Source organism: Klebsiella sp. JN_Kp126 (assembly GCF_033843325.1).
Lineage (GTDB): Bacteria > Pseudomonadota > Gammaproteobacteria > Enterobacterales > Enterobacteriaceae > Klebsiella > Klebsiella michiganensis.
On the sequence record NZ_JAWXQV010000084.1, the window covers coordinates 88,328 to 107,843 of the forward strand.

The following is a 19,516-nucleotide window of genomic DNA, read 5'->3' on the forward strand; positions in this document are numbered from 1 at the left end:
CCGGAGACTGTCTTATGAAAGTGCTTCTGTCTCTGCTGTTACTTCTCTCCAGCGCAAAATCGGCGGCCTTCTGTTTTGAGGCGGCCGGAGCCCGCTACAGCATTGACCCTCTCCTGCTACGGGCGATAGCGACCGTAGAGAGCCAGCTGAATGCCAGAGCCATCAACCATAACCGGGATAAAAAAACCGGAAAAATCCTCAGCAGCGATTACGGCGTGATGCAGATTAACTCCACCCATATCGCCGGGCTGCGCTCTGCCGGCATTATCAGGAGCCATCAGGATCTGCTGGGTAATCCCTGTCTGAACGTCCAGACCGGAGCATGGATCCTGGCGCGACATTTTCAGACCTGCCGGGTTAGCTGGAACTGCCTGGGCAGTTACAACGCCGGGTTTAAGGACCGAAACGATGCTATCCGCGAGGCATACGCCAGCCGGGTATATAAACATTATCGCAGACTGATGCTGGATGAACGGGGTATATCCCTGTCCCCCGGAGGCCGCCATGCTGATTAGTATTGTCATATTGCTTGCCTGCTGTCTGACCGGAGGACTGACCGGCCTGGCGTACCTGGGTGCCCAGGAGAAGCATCGCCTCCTGCACAGGAGGACACTACCTGTCGCGACCGGCTGGATGCTGTGTTTTCTGGTGACAGGATCGCTCTGCTTTATGGCCGGGTACGGAATTTGATGAAGACGTGGATGGACTGGAGCAGTCTCTCGAAACCTGGGTCGATACCCTTGCCACCGCCCTGAATGCCGAGTTTGGCCGCCCGGGACATAAAATCAGTATGGTGTATGAACGGGATCCGGCTCAGGGCCAGGCAGAAATCGACCACCTTCTTGCCCCCCAGTACCAGAGCATTCGTCGTCTGGGCCTGAACATTCGCGACGTACTGGACGAAAAATCCCGCAAGCTAGCCCCCTGGATCGCCCGGGAACGTTGCTGGCTGGTTATCTGGACGTCCCGCGCCTCACTGTCCTCTGCAGAAATCAGGGATGAACAGGCCCGCATTGTCGCGATGAATAAACAGATCCCCCCGGCACGTTTTGGCCAGATCCCGACCCTGTCTTCTCTGGTCAGTCTGAAAATACGCCATGATGCCTTCCTCGAAATGCTGGAACACACGCTGTTCAACAGTGGCCGGGGACTCATGATCCGCCTGCTCGATGCGCATGAAGCCGGGCACGATATCCGCGCACAGGTTGACCGGGAGGGCACGTCCCCGGAGTGGTATCCCCTTCTGCCGGATGATCACATTACACCTCACGGAGACCGTAAGGGGGACGACCACACACCATTTCTGGCCCCCTGGCTCAATTACCAGCTGATGAGCGAAGCGCCGGAGACAAAGGGAAATCTGGTCCGGGTCGGACAGACCTGGCATGGCTCCCTTTCCATGGTCACCGGCCCGCAGCAGCGCCAGAGTTTCACTCGCCTGTTATCCCATATTCCCCGCGGACTCCCGTTCAGAATACGCACCGATATTGCGCCCGGAGGGATGAGAAAGCTGGGCATGACAAAGACTGCCCTGACCTTTCTCGCCGTCTTCCCGGCCCTGCGCCCTGTCTGGGACTGTGTCTGCCGGCTGGAGCAGGCTGACCGCCAGGATCCCGTTACCGTCTCCACCATCACCACCAGTACCTGGGGGCGGTCGGAAGAAGAGGTGAACCGTAACCTGACGCTGCTGCAGAAAGCCTTTCAGTCATGGGGCGTCTGCGAGATGACATCCCAGACCGGCGATCCGTATCGGGTCTGGACCTCGACCATTCTGGCTGCCTCTGCTGCCAGCGGACCGAATCTGCTGTATCCCCCCCTGAGTGAAGTGCTGGGGATGCTGCCGTTAAACCGCGCGGCAACGCCCTGGGCCGGGGACGGAAATATCCCCTTCATCACGCTGGACGGTAAACTCTGTCCGGTACGTCTGGGCACGTCAAAGCAGAACAAACACACCACGCTCATCACCGGTGACTCCGGGTTTGGCAAATCCGTGCTGCTGAACGTCCTGAATGAAATCACCATCACCTCGGCCCAGACGGCCCTGCCCTTTATTGGCATCGTGGATAAAGGCTTTTCCGCGCAGGGCCTGATACAGATGATCAGGGATGCGTTGCCGGCACACCGCAAGGACGAAGCCGTGGGGATCATCCTGCAGAACCATGAAGACTTCTGCCGGAACCCGTTTGATGTACAGCTCGGCGCCCGCAAACCCGTGATACCGGAGAAAGAGTGGCTGCTGAACCTGCTCTATGCCCTGTGTATTGACCCGACAACGGGCGAGGCGCCGAACGCCCGTGATACCCGCCAGATCCTGAACCGCATCACCGATGAGGCCTACCGGGCGACCGCAGAAACCCAGCCCCGGCTCTACACGGCCGGCGTTCTGGAGGATGTGGACCGGGCACTGGAGGAAACCGGGCTGCTGATGAAATATGACAGCGAATGGTTCGCTACCGCTCCCTGGTACGATATCCGGGATATCCTTTTCCGTGCCGGGCGCACCCACGAAGCGCAGTCCGCGCAGTATCAGGCAGTATGCGCTGTGACGTTACCGGCCTCTTTCTCCTTTGTACTGCCCCCCTTTTTCTGACTCCCCGGAGGATCCTGTGAAAATACGTCTCTCATTACTGGGCGTTTCGCTGTGCCTGTCGGCCAGCGCCCATGCCTACAGTGTTTATGTCACTGGCAGCGCCCCCGTCACCACCCAAATCATGCCGGCGTTGGGGACCATTGAAGCCACCCTGGCGGACATTCTGGCCACGCAGATACAACTGGGCACCGCCGTGGTCAATGGTAATGAACAGGTCGCCTCCGTCGTCAGCGAGGGCTTTAAAACCCAGCGAGAAATGGACATCCTGGCCCGGCAGACCGAACGCCTTGAGGACGCCCGGAAAAGCTTCACTGTGCCTGAAAGCATCTGTTCCGAATCGGCCTCGGGCGCGGCTGCGCAGGTGGCAGGCACGTCCCGCGCGACAGCCTCGTCTCTCAGAAGCGTCCGGGCGGCAGCTGGCGGCGCCCTGACGGGACAAACCCGGACACCCGGAGAGGATGCTGTCCGTGCCGCGTCAACCCATGCAGGTTACTGTACGGAAGAAGAGTTCAGTTCGATTGGGGGAACGCCCTTTTGCCCTGCTGTCTCCCGGCATCCCGGTGGGGACCGGCAGGTCACCACCCTGTATGACGGCTCCGGCGAAACAGGTAAACGGCCGGATCTGACGTTCAGTGATGAGCAAATCGACGCTGCCCTGGCGTATATGAAAAATACCGCGCGCCGTTCTGCGGGTCGCTCGCCCGAGAAAATGGACCTGAAAACCGCTGCGGGCCAGGAATACCAGGGGGTCTTTACGGAATATCAGGGGATTACTGATGCTGCCGCTGAGCCCCAGCTCTCGCTCATTGCGGCCAGTAAACCCAATACCAGCACCCGGGATGTCCTGAGTGAAACCCTGCAGTCAGAAGCGGCCAGAAAATATTACGACGAGACCACAAGCAGCGAAGCCAGACGGACCGGCATGATGAGTGAACGGGAATTTGAGGCCTTTGAAGTGGGACGCCGCTATGCCAATACCGCCTATCTGACCGACCTGCAGGAAATGGACGGCGACAACCTGATTCGGGAGCTTATCCGCACCCAGAACCTGTCGAACTGGCTGGCGCTGGGGATGAGAAACCAGCTGATCAGGCTCTCCGTCATTGAGGGGCAGTCACTTGCGCTGCTCGCTGAGCAGAAATACCGGCCTCAGATGGCCGCGCTTGAAGAACGCATGAATGCAGGGGGTTCCCGTGGGAAATAAAAAAGCGCGTAAGACAGCCCAGATTGCCGTGAACGTTATCAACTTGCTGTTTCCGGTACGCGACATTGCACGTATCGTGATGACGGCACCGAAACCCCTCCTCATGACTCTCCGGCGTACCCGGGAAGTTTTTCATCAGCAGGCGAAAGAACAGGCTGACCTGAGCTGGGCGGAGGCCCTCGCGGCCTCGGGCTACACGGAGGCGGCGCTGGCCCGGCGTTATCGCCACAGTCAGTGGCTGTGGCGTGCCGTCATGTGGGGAAGCCTGCTGGTCAGCCTCGTGCTGTTGACGCTGGTCATTGGGTCCTGGACGACGCTGAGTGCGTTTGAGGTCCTGCGGTCCGTATCATTTCTTTTTGTACTCCTCTCGCTGACGTTGCTGAGCTTTGTCAAAGCGATGGAGGCCACGTTCCGGCGCTGGCAGCTGCTGAGCCGCCGCGTCAGTATCGCGGAAAAAGGGACATTCAGGGATTTTACGGCTGAGAACGCCTGGATACGCCAGACGATGGGATACTGAGGACGTAAAAAAACCCGACTGGTGAGATCGGGTTTTAATACATTCCGGCACTGAGTTGGTGGCTCTGACCAGAAGAAGTCACTTTTCAACTGACAAAATGATGATATTACCTGTGGGGTGTAAATGCAACCTGACATCATACAGACCTCTGATATAATCGGCCTGTTAGCTCTGCATAGTGTCTTTCCTGCCCTACCCCGTAAACATGCGGGTATGAACGAATTAAAGTCCTGGCTGAATAAACAGGTGGTGCTGCGTTCAGTGCTCTGGCAGGAAGAAGTCACTTTTCAACTGACATTGAGAGATCCGTTGTGACAGGCAGTGTATGAGTAAGCAACGGTGATTTCTTCCAGTTAATCTGGAGAAACGGATGGTTAACCTGTTAATCATCGTTCTTCGGGCCGTAATCGCGTGTGCAAACGCGCTGATTGCAGTCCTGGAACTGATCCGCGAACTCATCGACTGATAGTTCCGGAAACGTAACTAAGGCCGGGAACCCCCTTCCCGGCCTTTAATAAAAACACACTCCTGTACCACTCTGTCGTCATCAACCACAACGCCTTTCCGATTTACTTCCATCAACTCTACGCGTGGAAAACTCTATGACTCTTCTTAAAAGACTCTTCTGGGGTGGGCTCGCGCTTGCCCTGACGACGGCCGTCCGTGCTGACTCAGTGACTTATGGCACCATCGCTGATGCGGCAAAAAATAATGAAGACCTGTCCCGACAGGCACTGATTGCCGTTTTTGGCCAGGTGGTTGCCGATCCGTTTCAGGCTTCGGAAATGACGGTCATGGGGGCGCTGTTTGCCCTGATGAACGGTGTGCTGGCCTGTATCGCGCTGTTCTGGTTTTTGACTATCACGCTCAAGCACGTTACCACCAGTGGCGCTCAGGGCCAGGTATTTGGCTCCGGTCGGAGTTACATGTATCCGGTCATGACTCTGGCAGGCTTTATCAGCATAGTACCCACCGGCTCCGGCTGGTCCATTGCACAACTGACCATGCTCTGGGCCGCCTCCATTATGGGGATTGGTAGCGCCAATCTGTTGACGAACAAGGGTGCAGAGATGATCGGGAGTGGTTATTCACTGATTACACAACCTACAGCAGCCAGCACCCGTACCGCATCCCGCACCATCTTCGAGACCATGCTGTGCCGCAATGCCATCAATGCACGGCAGAGTGAAATGGAAAACTACTTTACTCAACAGATGATGGAGATTGAGCCTTCTAAGGACAATCGCGGCTACACCATTACGAACGGGAATTCCGTCTGCGGTACCGTAGGCGTGCCTGTCATGACCAGAAGCAGCAGCTGGAACAATAAATTCGACATAGCTTCAGGCATCGATGTGACGTCCATCCAGGATGCGCAGCTGCGGGCGATGGATACGATGGTACAAACGCTGGATACGGCGGCAGGTAATTTTGTGAACGCCTATCTCAATGACCGTATCTCAGGCGAGGTATCGCTCCCGGATGCGGAAACCGCCATCCAGAATGCTGCAGAGGCCTATGAAAACAGCATCAACCGGGCGATTAACAGCCTGAACATGAATGAGAACAGTATGCAACGCAAACTCATTAGTCAGTTAAAAAGCTACGGCTGGGTTGCACTGGGCTCCTGGTACCACACTTTTGCTACCGCAAATGAAAAGACAGCAGCGGTGGCACAGCAATCCCCTGTCACCACGGGATTCAACGGTAAAGGGGATTCAGGTCAGCTTGATACCTATAACGCGGTTATGGCGGCCTATACACAACAGCTTCAGAATAGTTCCTACACGCCAACGATAGGGATGAAAGCGATCGGAGATGATTTAGCAGTTGTTGATTCTAGTGACCCAAACAATCTATTAAAAACAGTCTTTCAAGGCTCACTCGAAAGTGCCGCGAATAGTATTGCCTTATCATTCAACGAAACATCTGACAATAATCAAACCAATCCGCTATTGCGAATGAAAAATGTTGGGGATTATACGCTTGGAGGAGCTCAAATAGCTTTTGCCAGCTATATCGGTGCAAAAATAGGCGTCGCATGGGCTACGGGTACTCTATTTGGACGTGTGGTCAACACCGTGACCGGGGCGGGTGATGTTGCCAAAAATGCCTTAGAGGCTATACAGTCTCCTTTTTATTTTCTTTTATTTATTTTAATTTCCATCGGATTTAGCCTCTCAATTTTTTTACCTTTCATTCCATTTATATACTGGATAGCAGCTGTTACAAACTGGTTTGTCAGTGTACTTATCGGTTGCACTGCCGGACCTTTATGGGCAGCTACTCATATAGGTACCGAAGCAGATAAAGGTAGTCGTTCCGCATATGGTTATGTTTTCTTAATAGATATGATGATTAGGCCATCATTAATGGTATTTGGTTTTTTCTTTGCTTCTCTGGGAGTAGTTGCTGTGGGCACAATTTTAAACCTGCTGTTCGCTGCAGCCATTGCCAATGTACAAGCTGATTCTATTACTGGCGTTATTTCTTTAATTGGAATTTTAATGATCTACGCAAGAATATGCACAACACTTGTAACCAGACTATTTGGACTACAGGTCACAATGCCAGACTATGTGATTTCGTTTCTGGGTGGGCGTGAAGCCGCGAACGTCATGGGGGGAATGGTTGAATCCGTTAAAGGTATGTTTGCTGGATTCGGAAGAGGAGCAGGAAACATTAGCAAGGCGAAACAAATAGAAAGTAAGCAATCAAATCCTGATCCAAAGGCAGATGGCATAAGCTGACAAAGATCAAGTGACAAAAAAAAGACTATGATATATTGAAAATAATATCCAGTATCGTTTGGAGAAACCATGATTAAGAGAAAACGGAGTATTCTAGAGGTCATACCAATGACTTTATTTTATATGTTAAGAGTTTTTGGCTCACCAATAATCATCTTCATTGGAATAATAGCAGTATGGATTGATAGTCGAAACACTACCGAAACGATGATGGGGATAGCTATAATCATTATAGGTCTATCACCACATATCCTTGCATATGCATTAGCAAGGTCCAGTAGAAAGAAAATCCGTAAAATCCTCAGCGCCATTAAAAGCTCTGAGTCTTTCCTGCCTGAGCCAAAGTACGAGTTCTGGGAGCCCCACTCTGAAGCTTACCTCGGCATCGATGCTAAGCGCGGAACCTTTGTGTATGTACGTTTGATTCGTCGCGGGCAGGTTGATCTTATTGGGTTTGATATGCACAACTGGGTCGGCATCGAGCTCGATGGACGGCTCCTGAACATCAAAACGAAGACCATTGAAGCACCCGTGCTGTCGATGGGAACCCGCGCTGGCGATGGTGACAGGATACTGTCGCTCATAAACACCATGTCCAACAGACAATACCGTTACGATTGCTATTACTTCCCGGGATATGTTGCTCACAATGCGAAACGCATCGCAGAAGAGCACAAAGTCTTTATCCCTGTGTATAATTAGCAAATCGGTGCAGAATGATGAGAGACCATTTTCTATAAGCGGAGCTGAATAGTTCCGCTTAAGTGATTATGTCTTTATGTATAATTATAAGTGAATCAACTAACAATTTCACAATCACCCGCCAACAGATTAGGATTTATAAACCCTTTGTAATATTCTATATGTACGGATTTATTTGCCATCCCATTCATTTTATTTGAGGAGGGATTATTGTCACTGGTTATTCACCCCGGAGCCACACCCTAACCAAAAGAGATTCTGAGAAACCACTCGTCAGGTAGGATGTTTTTTTATCGCATTTATCCTCACCCGGCTTAACCGAAATAAAATCCGTCCATGCTCAACGTGGTGAAAAGCTCAGAATCTTTTCTGCTTGCCTCTATCCGTACGAGTTCCGGGAGCCGCATGCTGAATACCCGCCCCGGGATTGATGCAAAACGCGGTATCTTTGTGTAAATCAGCTTATTGACGTTTATTGACAATTCCCGTCAAGCGATTCTGATACGGGCTAATTCCCGACGCCCCTCCTTTTTATGCTGCTTTACAAAACCAGTCGTTGAGGCCTCATTTAACCTGCCCTGTTATATTTTTAATCAGTTTCTGTTTGGCCTGAAGGAATGGCCTTCTTCTTTATCTCTCTGAAAGGAAAGACTGAATTGGATATCCCTCGTATATTTACTATCAGCGAAAGTGCTCACCGTATCCACAACCCGTTCACATTCGAAAAAATGCATGTCCTGGGTGAGGTGTTGAGAATGGAGCAGGGAACCCGCATTCTCGACCTCGGCAGCGGCTCAGGCGAGATGCTGTGTACCTGGGCACTGGAGTATGGCATCACCGGTACTGGCGTTGACCTGAGTCAGTTGTTCAGCGAACAGGCGCGCCAACGCGCAGAGGAACTGGGTATCAGCGATCAGGTCACTTTCATCCATAACGACGCAGCAGGATTTATCGCCGAAGAGAAATGCGATATTGCATCCTGTGTCGGAGCGACCTGGATAGGTGGCGGAGTCAAAGGGACGATTGATTTGCTGCAAAAAAGCCTGAAACCAGGCGGACTTATTCTGATTGGTGAGCCCTTCTGGCGCCAGGTTCCTGCATCAGATGAAGTCGCCCAAAAATGCTTTGCCTCATCCATTGACGACTTCATGACGTTGCCGGCACTGGTAGCCTCTTTTGGTGAAAATGGTTATGACGTGGTGGAAATGGTTCTTGCCGACCAGGAAGGATGGGACCGGTACGAGGCAGCCAAATGGCTGACCCTTCGGCGCTGGCTGGATAACAACCCGGATGACGAAATGGCAAGCGAAATTCGCACCATGCTTGATACCGCGCCAGCCAACCACGTCACTTATACGCGGGAATATCTGGGCTGGGGTGTTTTCGTGCTCATGGCCCGATAAGTATTTCCCCTGATACTCTATCAATTAGCGGGACTGGATAGTCCCGCTTTGTTGATTATTTTTCTGTATATTATTCGGCCTGCATTTGTTAAATGAAGACTAAACAACCACTTTTTTAGTGTGGATATGGTGTTTTAATCCGTTAATCTGTTCTGGCTAACCAACGAACAGCTTTCCTGGAGGAAGCTGTCAGCTCAGACTGGAAATTCTTAGGCCACCCGTGGCCTTTTTTTCCATGACGACAGGTATCGTTATGTTAGATCCGTGGCACCTGATCTGCTCACAAATGCCTTACTTATTATTTTCATCGTTTAGCCGCCTGTGCAGGCGGCTCTTTTTCAGGGAGGAAGCATGCCTTTAAAGAAAATGAAACGTCATGCCATCCTCCACACCATCCACATTCCGGAACGTAAGCTGCGTCCCGTAAAATGGCTTGTCCTCATCTCGTCTCTGCTTTGTATGTTACAGCTGGCGATAGAACTCGTAGTCATATCCGAATAACGATAATAACCATGTAGCATGCCTTCCTTCCAGCCGGTCCTCAGGACCGGTTTTTTTTCGGATAAACCTCTCCGCCATCAGGTTTAAACCATACCTTCGCTATCCTGTCCGCCTTTCGCTAAAGGGTCTTTCCCCATGGAGTGAAATTATGCAAAGTCCTTCTGCACAGATTGCATCCCAGAATAACCGCAGCCTGATATGTATTTCCGTCGTGATGGCCGCTGTCCTGCTCTGGCTCTTTTTCGATTATCTGGTCTATGCGTCCTGTCTCCTGCTCTATCACCTCTGGCTTATCCCCTGGCGTATTGCCCCGTCTCTGTTGACAGAGGCACCGGTACATATCAACCTGCTGGCGCGAACCGGCAATGAATCCAGAATGGTCAGTTTGTCTGAATGGCTTGAGGTGATGGAGCATTCTGCGGGTATTATTTTCTGGTACGTCCTTCCCTTTATCATCACCGGCTTTGTCCTGGGTGTACGTCATCCGGCAATGAGCCACCATTCCCGTCGGGTTATCGACATTCACAACCTGGCCCGGTTGATGGTCGCGTACTCGCCGGCCATCGCCCCGGTGCTGTGTTACGGCGATAAAAAAGAGTTGCTGCTGAACGATACCACCCCGGCGCAGGCACCGGCCCTGTCTCCGGAAGCATTTGTCCGTCAGCATCACCTGATACGCCATGAAAGCCTGGAGCGCGGGGCCGCTGAGCGTGTCTTCCGGGAACAGCTGGGTCGTCCGCTCAATTCACTGCACGACCTGAAAAAGCACGAGCGGGTACTCTTCGCGCTCTTTGGCCTGCAGGTATTCTGCCAGGACAGGAAAGCGGCCGTGCAGCTGCGCGACGACCTCAACCGCTCGTGCCTCATCGGCAACAGAGGGTATCCCGTTCAGCGCCTCGCAGACAGGGCCTTCAGCCGCGTCAGCAGGGCACCAGGCGTACAGGAGTGGCTTTCCACCCATCGCTATGTCCGGACTGCACTGACAGGCCTGTACGGACGCGATCTGCATATTCCTCCGTCCACGTTCCGCTGGCTGAAAGGTCTCGACCGTACGCTCTGGTATGCCCTGCATACCGCCGACACCACCGCGGTATTTGTCGAAGGAGCCGGAGTGGTGGCTGTTGCGCGTGCAGAAATCACTGCCCGTAAACTCGGATATCCGCGACCGGAGCCGTCCTTTGATGCCCTCCTCAGTACGCTCACCCGCGAACTGGAAACCTTTGGCGAATTACCTTCTTCTTCACCGGTCAGCGCCCGCCCGGTTGCTGACGACTGATTTCCCCCGGAGATATTCATGGATCACACATATAAAGCCCTGCGCCTCAGCCGGGACGAACTGGCTGTGCTGAAAATAACGGATAAAGCGCCACCGGAGATTATCTGCACCCTGCCCGCCACGGGCAGAAAACCGGCCCCGCTTATCATCAGTATCTTCGCCTTTATACTGGCCCTGTGTGCCCTGACGCTTTCCGTCTCGCAGGAGCTGAGATCACCTGCGCAGGTCCGGACTCCTGCGCCAAAAGCCATGACAGTCACACAAACGGCTGCGCAGCCCGTACTCCGCCTGCCTGAACCCGCGTCTGCCGCCGTTCCTGCAGCCCGCACCGCCACACCCGTCCCGGTACCTGTTCAGCCTGATGTGATGGCCGCCAATATTCGCCGGGCAGCAGAACGGCAGATGTTTACCGTAACGCTGTCATCCGGCCATGCCCGGACGCTGTATGTGTTCGCCGACCCGCAGTGTGCGATATGCCGCCGGCTGGACCCCATACTCCGCCAGGTGGCTGAAACGGTCAATGTCGAAATATTCCCGGTATCCGTGTACAAAGGCGCGTCATCGCTGGCACTGGCCACAACGGCACTGTGTGCCGGTGACGCATCCCGGGCTGAGCGCTGGCGTTCGGTGCTTACACCGTCCATCACCCCGCCTGAAAATGACGGCGACTGCGATCTGGCCCGCCGTGCGGTGGCCGTGAATGACCAGGCATTCCGGGTGTACGGTTTTGAAGGCACCCCCTGGATTGTGGATGAACGTGGACAGGCGGTCCCGCAGTCGGTAGTCAGGGACCCGGCACAGCTGGCCGCCTGGCTGGCGAATATCACGCCGGAGGACGCACATGAATAAACCTGCTGTCGATACCCGGCGGGTGAACCGGGAGGTCTGGCAGGACGGGCTTTCCGGCCTGCTGTTCACGCCCGAAATTTTCCTGCTGGTTATCGTTATCACGACGTGTATCGGCTGGTTTTTTCCTGCCACCTGGCTGCTGTCCGGTCCCTTTCTGGTGCTCTGTGTTCCGATTGTGCTGGGCAATCCCTGGCGAATGCCCATGCGAATGCCCGCCACCCTGAACCACCCGGATCCCTCTACGGATATCGCTGTCCGCTACCGGTTTGTGTCCTGGCTGCCGTTTGGGGGCATACACATCAGACGCAGCCCGGGTGCCGGCATTCTGTATCTGGGGTTTCAGCGGCTGAAAGACGCGGGCCGGGAGCTCTGGCTCTCCATGGACGATCTGACCCGTCACACTCTTTTTCTCGGCACCACCGGCGCGGGTAAAACAGAATTTCTGCTCGGCGTCTGCCTGAATGCCCTGTGCTGGGGAAAAGGATTTTCCTTTACGGATGGCAAGGCCCAGAACGACGTGGCATTCGCCATCGGTTCACTGGCCAGACGTTTTGGCCGCGAGGATGACGTCCGCTACCTGAACTTCATTACCGGCGGCCGCAGCCGGGCCCAGGCGCTGCTCGATAACGACCGGCGTCGCCCCCAGACCAACACCATCAACAATTTCGCCATCGCGCAGGAAACCTTCATTATCCAGCTGATGCAGTCCATGCTGCCTCAGGTGGGCGGCAGTGACGGCGGCTGGCAGGAAAAAGCCAAAGCGATGATACAGGCTATGGTGATGGCCCTGTGCTATCTCTGCCGTCGCGAGCAGCGCATCATGTCCCAGCGGATCCTGGTGGAATATCTGCCTCTGAAAAAGGTGGCGCAGCTGTACTGTCAGGCGGTTGATGAGCACTGGCACGATGATGCCCGACTGCCGCTGGAGAACTACCTGAATCTGCTGGCCGGGTTCGATATCAGCCAGGTCCGCCGGCCGTCGGAATGGGCCCCAGAGGCCCTGCAGCAGCACGGGTATCTTATCCAGCAGTTCACACGAATGCTGACCCTGTTCAATGACACCTACGGACACGTCTTTGCTGAGGGGGCCGGCGACGTCGAGCTCCGGGACTGCCTCCACAATGACCGCATTGTGGTGGTCCTGATCCCGGCGCTGGAGCTGGAATCAGAAGAAGCGGCCACGCTGGGCCGTCTCTACTATGCCCAGATGGCCATGATCCTGAGCCAGGATCTCGGCGAGAAAATAGAAGGTCGCGCCAGCGACATACTGGTTATCAGTAAATTTAAGGACCGTTTTCCCTTCCTCATCATCGGGGATGAAATCGGGGCCACCTACACGGATAAAATCGGCGAACTGGCCACGCAGATACGTTCCCTGGGGTACGGGTTGTTCCTTGCCGGTCAGGATCTGCAGCGTCTGATCGTGGCTGCCGGCAAGAAAACCGGTACCCTGCTGGCCAACATGGGCACCCGTATTGCCGGCACGACCGTTGATCCGGAAGAAACACTGCAGGTTTTCAGCAAAGCGGGCGGCCGGGAGTTTCGGGCAGAAATGGCTGCTGTCGAACGCCGGGAGGGGGTTATCGATACCGACTGGGGTGAAAGCGACCAGTTGCAGCTTCGCGAGCATGACCGGATTGATTTATCGGAGCTGCAGGCGCTCAGGCCTGGAGAAATTGTCACTCTGTTTAAGGGCGAGCCTGTACGCGGTGCTGCACTCTATATAGCGGATCACGATAAGCTGACCCGCGAATCGCTGCACATTAACCGGTTTATCGAAGTGCCCGCCCCCACCCCGTCAGAGATGTGGGAAATGCTGCCGCACAGTGCCCGTAAATGCTGGCCAGCCCCGTCAATAGTCAGTCATCTGCGACGCATTCTGAGCGGGTACCGCAATACTGCGTTTGTTCGTTTCGCCCCGGAGCATATGACAATATCTACCTTGCAGTGTTAACATAATCCGGCGTCGCGCATACAGCGTTTCCGCCGCCAGCTGAAAATCGTATTCTGACGCCTTCAGTTTTTTCGCCTTGAGCTGTTTTAATGGTATACCCTTGATCTGCCCTGTCGCGACCAACCAGCGGATATCAGCCGTACTCAGCTTGAGCTGCTTTTTCAGTATCGACAGCAGGCTGACGCGAAAAGACTGAAGAACCCGAACGCGCACTGTTATTCGCTGACAAGCCATCAGCCTGACCGACCAATACTCCTGAATACGAAAATCAGGTTGCCCCGACAGCTCAGCGCGGTTGCGCTTCAGCGTCGCGATATCAGCGGCATAATAGCGAACCATGGCAGCATCGTTCTGCCTCAGGCGCTGAAGCAGTTCGCGGTTAATCTTGCTGACGTGCAGCCTGGAAAACAGGGCGATATTCCAGGTGTAATCGCAGTGCGTGCATTTATAAATGCTCCAGATATCCAGCAACTTCTTTTGCGAATTCACCCGGATGGCGCCGGAAGGGGCGAAGTCGCGTTTTACATTGCAGGAGGGGCAGCGTTTGGCAATGTACTGATACCCCACAGGCGTGACAGTCCATGTGACTTTCATAACGTACCTTTTTTAACCCATACAAAAACCAGATCCGTACAAAACGGACCAAAACTGTTCATGTATGAAAAATATTTTTTAGATATTTTTCAGATGGTTAAAAAAAGATTACCAACATTACAGTCCTGTCGAAGACCAAAAAGGTACGCAAAGAGTATCAAACCCCTAGCGATTAAATATATGACTTCAGTCAATATTGATGATAGCTACGGCTGGTTCTATTGATCTGATCGGTTAAACGCTGCGCAGTAATTCTGTATATTTAACAGGCAATAAAACGACTGGAGGAACATGTTATGACACAGCACGAGCAGTTTTGTCAGGCTTGCGGAATGCCGATGTCCGCACCTGATGCGCAGGGGGCCAGCGATAAATATTGCGCTTACTGTAGCGACAGCGACGGGAACCTGAAATCCTGGGATGAAGCCGTTTCAGGTCTTGCTGGCTTTCTCGACTCCTGGCAAAAGGTAGGTGAGATGGAAGCACGCAAGCGGGCCAAACGCTACCTGACAGCGATGCCGGCCTGGGCACATAAAGCGGACGAGTAACCTGTATCTTCTTTGTTCAAAAAGCAGGGTGCAGCCCTTTGAACTCGCCTGCTGGCACAAGAATTCAACAGACAGTTATCCATTGCTGATACGCTCAATGATGACTTTGTATGGTGTATGGCGCCCTCCCCGTTCACGAAAAGTACAGTTACATCTTTCATCTGCATACCGATACGCAGCCCGCCATGTGCGGGCTTTTTTCTACATTTTTGTCATACGCAGTCCCGGCTTTCATGTACTGCAAAAACATTGAGGCGTAACCCTAAGTCGCATCCTTAACGTCCACTTCGGCGAATGATACATTCCGTTTTTCCGAAAAACGGATTTAATCCACGGTAATAACCAACAACGTCATAAATTATTTTTCACAAATACATCAACTAACACCCGTTCATCTGATTTATCTAACAAATTAAGCGGAGGTGTCTATAACCGCCAGGATAAAGAGAACAACCTTTACTTTTTTTTGCTTTTTTTTGGTTTTGCGAACAATTTTACGGATACCATCACAGCCCTAAATAACAGGAGTATTACATTTGAACTCAGTGAGGTGACGTATGAAAACAGAACGCCATCATGAAATAATTAAATTGATCAGCTCAGCAGGATTTGTTCGTGTTAGTGCCCTTTCTGAACACTTAAAAGTAACGAAAGAAACAATTCGTTCAGATCTCAATGAGCTTTCCCAGAGAGGATTATTACATCGCTGTCATGGTGGTGCTTATATCGATATTAGTTCTCTGGATAGCGTCACCAAAAACGAAATCATACATGTCCTTGAATCAGTGGATTCACTCGACACAATAACAAAGGGACCTCCTGTCATGATAAATAACGTTTGTGTTTTGGGTTCATTTAATGTTGACATTATAAATTATCTTCCGAGGCTTCCAGATACAGGGGAATCATTACTTTCTGGTAAATTAATCTTCTCTCCGGGGGGGAAAGGTTGTAACCAGGCTCTTGCAGCCAGCTATGCTGATGCTAATGTAACCTTTATTACTAAAATAGGCTCCGATCATTTTAGTGATTACGCCAGTTCGTTTATCAATGCATCAATCATAAAAAAACCTGTCATTTATAAATCAGAAGAGGTTCAGACAGGCACCGCCTCCATTCTTGTTGATGAGTCTACAGGTGAAAACATAATAGCTATTTTCCCTGGAGCTAACATGACATTTTTACATGATGAAGTTTCCCTCCAGCAAGACGCTATAGCTGAATCTAACATTTTACTATTACAGCTCGAGACCAATACAGAGGCTTTAGTAAGAGCTGTTGAACTCGCGAAGAAAAATAACATACCTGTCATTATAAATCCCGCTCCTTATAACTCAGGCGTTAACCATTTACTGGATGGACTGGATTATCTGACACCTAATGAAACCGAGGCTGGATTACTCACTGGTATTTCTGTAACTGATGATAAATCTGCCATGGAAGCTGCAAGAGCAATAAATAAAAAAGGGGTGAAAAATGTCGTTATTACCCTTGGCAAAAAGGGCTCCGTGGCCTATGACGGCAAAAGGTTCATTGTGTCTCCAGCTTTTCCTGCGGTGGTAAAGAACACAGCTGGCGCCGGTGATGCATTTAATGGAGCCCTTGCATCAGAGCTTGCAAGAGGGCGCTCTCTGGAGAATGCGTTACTCTACGCAACCGCATTTTCATCACTGGCCGTTGAAACGGCTAATGCCTCGGATATGCCGGATAACGAGGCAGTACTGCATCGAATAAAAACAACGCAGTACCGTCAGATAATTTCTTAAACAAGCAGAAAAGGAATCGATTATGAACGCTGATACTTCCTCCTTAAAAATCCTTTTTATCGGTGAATCATGGCATATCCATATGATTCACTCAAAAGGATACGACAGTTTTACATCAAGTAAATATGAAGAAGGCGCTACATTTTTACTGGAAAACTTACGCCAAAATAACGTCTCCGTTACTTATATGCCAGCTCATCAGGTACAGATTTCTTTCCCGCAAGAGCAGGCAGAACTGGAGCAATATGATGCCATCGTCATTAGCGACATCGGCAGTAACACGTTCCTTCTGCAAAATGATACTTTTTATCATTCCAGAATCAAACCTGACGCGCTGGACATGATAAAAGAGTATGTCAAAAATGGCGGAGGATTATTAATGATTGGTGGATACCTTTCGTTTATGGGGATTGAAGCCAAAGCAAATTATAAAAATACTGTATTAGCTGAAGTTCTTCCGGTAATTATGCCAGATGGCGATGATCGTATCGAAAAACCCGCTGGTGTGTATGCCTCTCCGGTTGAGCATGAGCATGAAACAGTCTTAGGTTTCTCCGACTGGCCCATGTTTCTGGGCTATAACAAAGCAGTGGCAAAAGAAAACGCAACCGTTGCATTAACTATCAATAACGACCCTCTCCTTGTTTATGGATGTTTTGAAAAAGGCAGGACAGCCTGTTTTATGAGTGACTGTTCACCACACTGGGGTAGCCACGAATTTCTGAACTGGAAATATTACACCCCGATGTGGTTAAACATTCTGCGTTATATCGCCAGCAGTTAAAAATAGCGGGTCAGAAGCTTATATCTTCGGACCCATTCCTGACTGATTAATATACAGGATGGACTTATGAACAAAAGCAAATATTCTGTTCCTTTGCTGATGCTTGCAACAATTCTTGCAGGTACGCTTTCTCCAATGCAGTCTGCTGTTAATGGCGAACTCGGTCACTGGCTCAATGATGGAAATGCCTGCGCAGTGATTTCTTTCGCCAGTGGTTTAGTCGTGATGTTCTTTATAATTATGGCCAAAAAAGAAACCCGTCAGCAATTTGCCTCTATTCCTTCACTGATAAAACAGCGGAAAATACCGCTATGGAACTGGTTTGCTGGTCTGTGTGGGGCAATGGTGGTGTTTTCTGAAGGTGCATCCGCCAGCGCGCTCGGCGTGGCAACTTTTCAAACAGCGTTAATCTCGGCACTCATTCTTTCTGGTTTACTGTGTGACCGATTTGGTATTGGGGTTAGCGAGAAAAAATACTTCACTTCATACCGGATTATCGGAGCCATTTTCGCCGTTGTCGCTACGGTGTTTGTGGTTTCTCCTCAGTGGCGTTCCACGTCGTTTATCCTTCTGGCCATTCTGCCATTTATGGCAGGTTTACTCGCTGGATGGCAACCTGCAGGTAACGCGAAAGTCGCGGAAGCGACTGGATCGATGCTGGTATCAATCACCTGGAATTTCATCGTCGGTTTTACCGTCCTGGGTATCGCCCTTCTCGTCAGGATCTCGCTCGGTCACGTCAGCTTCCAGTTGCCTGATACATGGTGGATGTACCTCGGCGGACCACTGGGGCTGATGTCCATTGGATTGATGGCGATTCTGGTTCGTGGACTGGGATTATTGATGCTGGGCGTGGCCTCCACCGCCGGACAGCTTCTTGGGTCAGTACTTATTGATGTACTGATTCCGGCGCTTGGCAATACCGTCTATTTTGTCACCCTGGTAGGTACGGTATTTGCCCTTGTGGGGGCGATTGTCACCACCATCCCCGACTTCAAACAAGCACGGCTGGCGAAAGCGGAGGCACAGTAATGAAAGGTTATTTGCAGACTGTTACCGGTTCAATACCTAAGGAAGAGATGGGCTTAACTTTGCCACATGAGCACCTCTTTAATGACCTGTCTTCTGTCGTTGATAAACCCTTTTATAGCTGGTCTGAACAGATCGCTGGCTCCTGCGTTTGCCCGGAGAAACAGTGGGCACTTAAGCACGATCCATACTGCTGCGCTGATAATATGAGTAAAAAGGAAATTGAAGACGTCATTGAGGAGATAACAAGCTTCATGGCGTTGGGGGGTAAAACCATTGTCGATGCCACAGGCTCTGCGTCGATTGGTCGCGATCCGTTATCGCTTTATGAAGTTGCCCGCCGAACAGGTATTAACATTGTCGCCTCTTCTGGCCCGTACCTTGAAAAATTCGAAGGAGAAAAACTTCATCAGCAAGTGGACATTCTTGCCCGGACTATTGATCGTGAACTGAATGAAGGGATTGACGGAACGGATATCCGGGCAGGAATGATTGGCGAAATCGGTGTCTCTCCGGAATTTACCGATGCGGAGAAAAACGGTCTGCGAGCCGCCTCACTGGCCTGGAAAGACAATCCGGATGTTTCAATCAATATTCACATGCCTGGATGGTTAAGACGTGGAGATGAGGTTCTGGATATCGTTCTGGGAGAAATGGGAGTCTCCCCAAGGAAAGTTTCCCTGGCTCATTCAGATCCATCCGGAAAGGACCTTGATTATCAACGCCGTATGCTCGACAGAGGAGTCTGGCTGGAGTTTGATATGATTGGGCTCGACATTACGTTTCCGAAAGAAGGTGTAGCTCCTGGGGTACAGGAGACAGCCGATGCCGTCAGCAAGCTCATTGAACTGGGGTATGGAGATCAGCTCGTATTAAGTCATGATGTTTTCCTGAAACAAATGTGGGCAAAAAATGGAGGGAACGGATGGGGATTTGTGCCAAACGTCTTCCTGGGCTATCTGTCCAGCCGCGGGGTCGATGCGGAGTCAGTGAAAAAACTTTGTGTTGATAATCCGGCAAATCTCCTGGCCTGACAATTACCTGGCAGC

15 protein-coding genes and 2 pseudogenes are annotated in these 19,516 nt (G+C 51.7%); 16 read left to right on the forward strand and 1 reads right to left on the reverse strand.

All coding sequences use genetic code 11. The annotated features are described in order from the left end of the window. Positions 1-14 precede the first annotated feature (14 nt). The 11 genes and pseudogenes from SIK97_RS20930 (at position 15) to trbC (ending at position 13,746) form a co-directional block, all read left to right on the forward strand. A complete protein-coding gene (locus SIK97_RS20930; RefSeq protein WP_049593983.1) occupies positions 15-515 on the forward strand; it encodes a lytic transglycosylase domain-containing protein in 501 nt (166 codons plus the stop codon). A gap of 182 nt (positions 516-697) precedes the next feature. After that, entirely contained in the window at positions 698-2,590 is a 1,893-nt protein-coding gene (locus SIK97_RS20935; protein WP_319610962.1) for a hypothetical protein, read from the forward strand. Between the two features lie 16 nt (positions 2,591-2,606). Next, positions 2,607-3,794: a conjugal transfer protein TraW gene (gene traW, locus SIK97_RS20940; protein ID WP_319610963.1), complete on the forward strand. Its 1,188-nt coding sequence runs from the start codon at positions 2,607-2,609 to the stop codon at positions 3,792-3,794. Next, positions 3,784-4,311: a conjugal transfer protein TraX gene (traX, locus tag SIK97_RS20945; RefSeq protein WP_062913647.1), complete on the forward strand. Its 528-nt coding sequence runs from the start codon at positions 3,784-3,786 to the stop codon at positions 4,309-4,311. Before traW ends, traX begins: the two co-directional genes overlap by 11 nt. A gap of 370 nt (positions 4,312-4,681) precedes the next feature. After that, a complete protein-coding gene (gene dqlB, locus SIK97_RS20950; RefSeq protein WP_023321907.1) occupies positions 4,682-4,777 on the forward strand; it encodes a DinQ-like type I toxin DqlB in 96 nt (31 codons plus the stop codon). Positions 4,778-4,913: 136 nt separating this feature from the next. Beyond that, positions 4,914-7,061, forward strand: coding sequence for a DotA/TraY family protein (locus SIK97_RS20955; RefSeq protein ID WP_319610964.1), 2,148 nt, complete (start codon positions 4,914-4,916; stop codon positions 7,059-7,061). A 108-nt stretch (positions 7,062-7,169) separates the two neighbouring features. Continuing rightward, positions 7,170-7,763 (forward strand): plasmid IncI1-type surface exclusion protein ExcA, encoded by a 594-nt coding sequence (gene excA / locus SIK97_RS20960; protein ID WP_142777242.1) that lies wholly within the window; start codon positions 7,170-7,172, stop codon positions 7,761-7,763. Between the two features lie 656 nt (positions 7,764-8,419). After that, positions 8,420-9,166: pseudogene (locus SIK97_RS20965) on the forward strand (SAM-dependent methyltransferase); the annotation flags it as partial. A 649-nt stretch (positions 9,167-9,815) separates the two neighbouring features. After that, entirely contained in the window at positions 9,816-10,943 is a 1,128-nt protein-coding gene (locus SIK97_RS20970; protein ID WP_319610965.1) for a conjugal transfer protein, read from the forward strand. A gap of 18 nt (positions 10,944-10,961) precedes the next feature. Continuing rightward, positions 10,962-11,792 carry a thioredoxin fold domain-containing protein gene (locus tag SIK97_RS20975; protein WP_319610966.1) on the forward strand — a complete coding sequence of 277 codons (831 nt, stop codon included), beginning with the start codon at positions 10,962-10,964 and terminating at the stop codon, positions 11,790-11,792. Beyond that, positions 11,785-13,746, forward strand: coding sequence for an F-type conjugative transfer protein TrbC (trbC, locus tag SIK97_RS20980; RefSeq protein WP_319610967.1), 1,962 nt, complete (start codon positions 11,785-11,787; stop codon positions 13,744-13,746). Before SIK97_RS20975 ends, trbC begins: the two co-directional genes overlap by 8 nt. Here the strand turns inward: trbC and SIK97_RS20985 are convergent. Continuing rightward, positions 13,729-14,313: pseudogene (locus SIK97_RS20985) on the reverse strand (DUF1062 domain-containing protein); the annotation flags it as partial. The gene trbC and the pseudogene SIK97_RS20985 overlap by 18 nt on opposite strands. Positions 14,314-14,636: 323 nt before the next feature. On the opposite strand from SIK97_RS20985, the gene SIK97_RS20990 reads away from it, so the two are divergent. From SIK97_RS20990 to SIK97_RS21010, 5 genes are all read left to right on the forward strand, one after another. Then, complete coding sequence (locus SIK97_RS20990; RefSeq protein ID WP_131077022.1) at positions 14,637-14,888, forward strand: zinc ribbon domain-containing protein; 252 nt, start codon at positions 14,637-14,639, stop codon at positions 14,886-14,888. Between the two features lie 557 nt (positions 14,889-15,445). Continuing rightward, positions 15,446-16,654, forward strand: coding sequence for a PfkB family carbohydrate kinase (locus tag SIK97_RS20995; protein ID WP_131077021.1), 1,209 nt, complete (start codon positions 15,446-15,448; stop codon positions 16,652-16,654). 22 nt (positions 16,655-16,676) lie between these two features. After that, the gene (locus tag SIK97_RS21000) at positions 16,677-17,438 is read left to right on the forward strand and encodes a glutamine amidotransferase (protein WP_062913674.1); all 762 of its coding nucleotides are present in this window, start codon (positions 16,677-16,679) and stop codon (positions 17,436-17,438) included. Between the two features lie 66 nt (positions 17,439-17,504). Next, positions 17,505-18,470 (forward strand): DMT family transporter, encoded by a 966-nt coding sequence (locus tag SIK97_RS21005; protein ID WP_054177051.1) that lies wholly within the window; start codon positions 17,505-17,507, stop codon positions 18,468-18,470. Continuing rightward, positions 18,470-19,501: a phosphotriesterase gene (locus SIK97_RS21010; protein WP_131077020.1), complete on the forward strand. Its 1,032-nt coding sequence runs from the start codon at positions 18,470-18,472 to the stop codon at positions 19,499-19,501. Before SIK97_RS21005 ends, SIK97_RS21010 begins: the two co-directional genes overlap by 1 nt. Positions 19,502-19,516 lie beyond the last annotated feature (15 nt).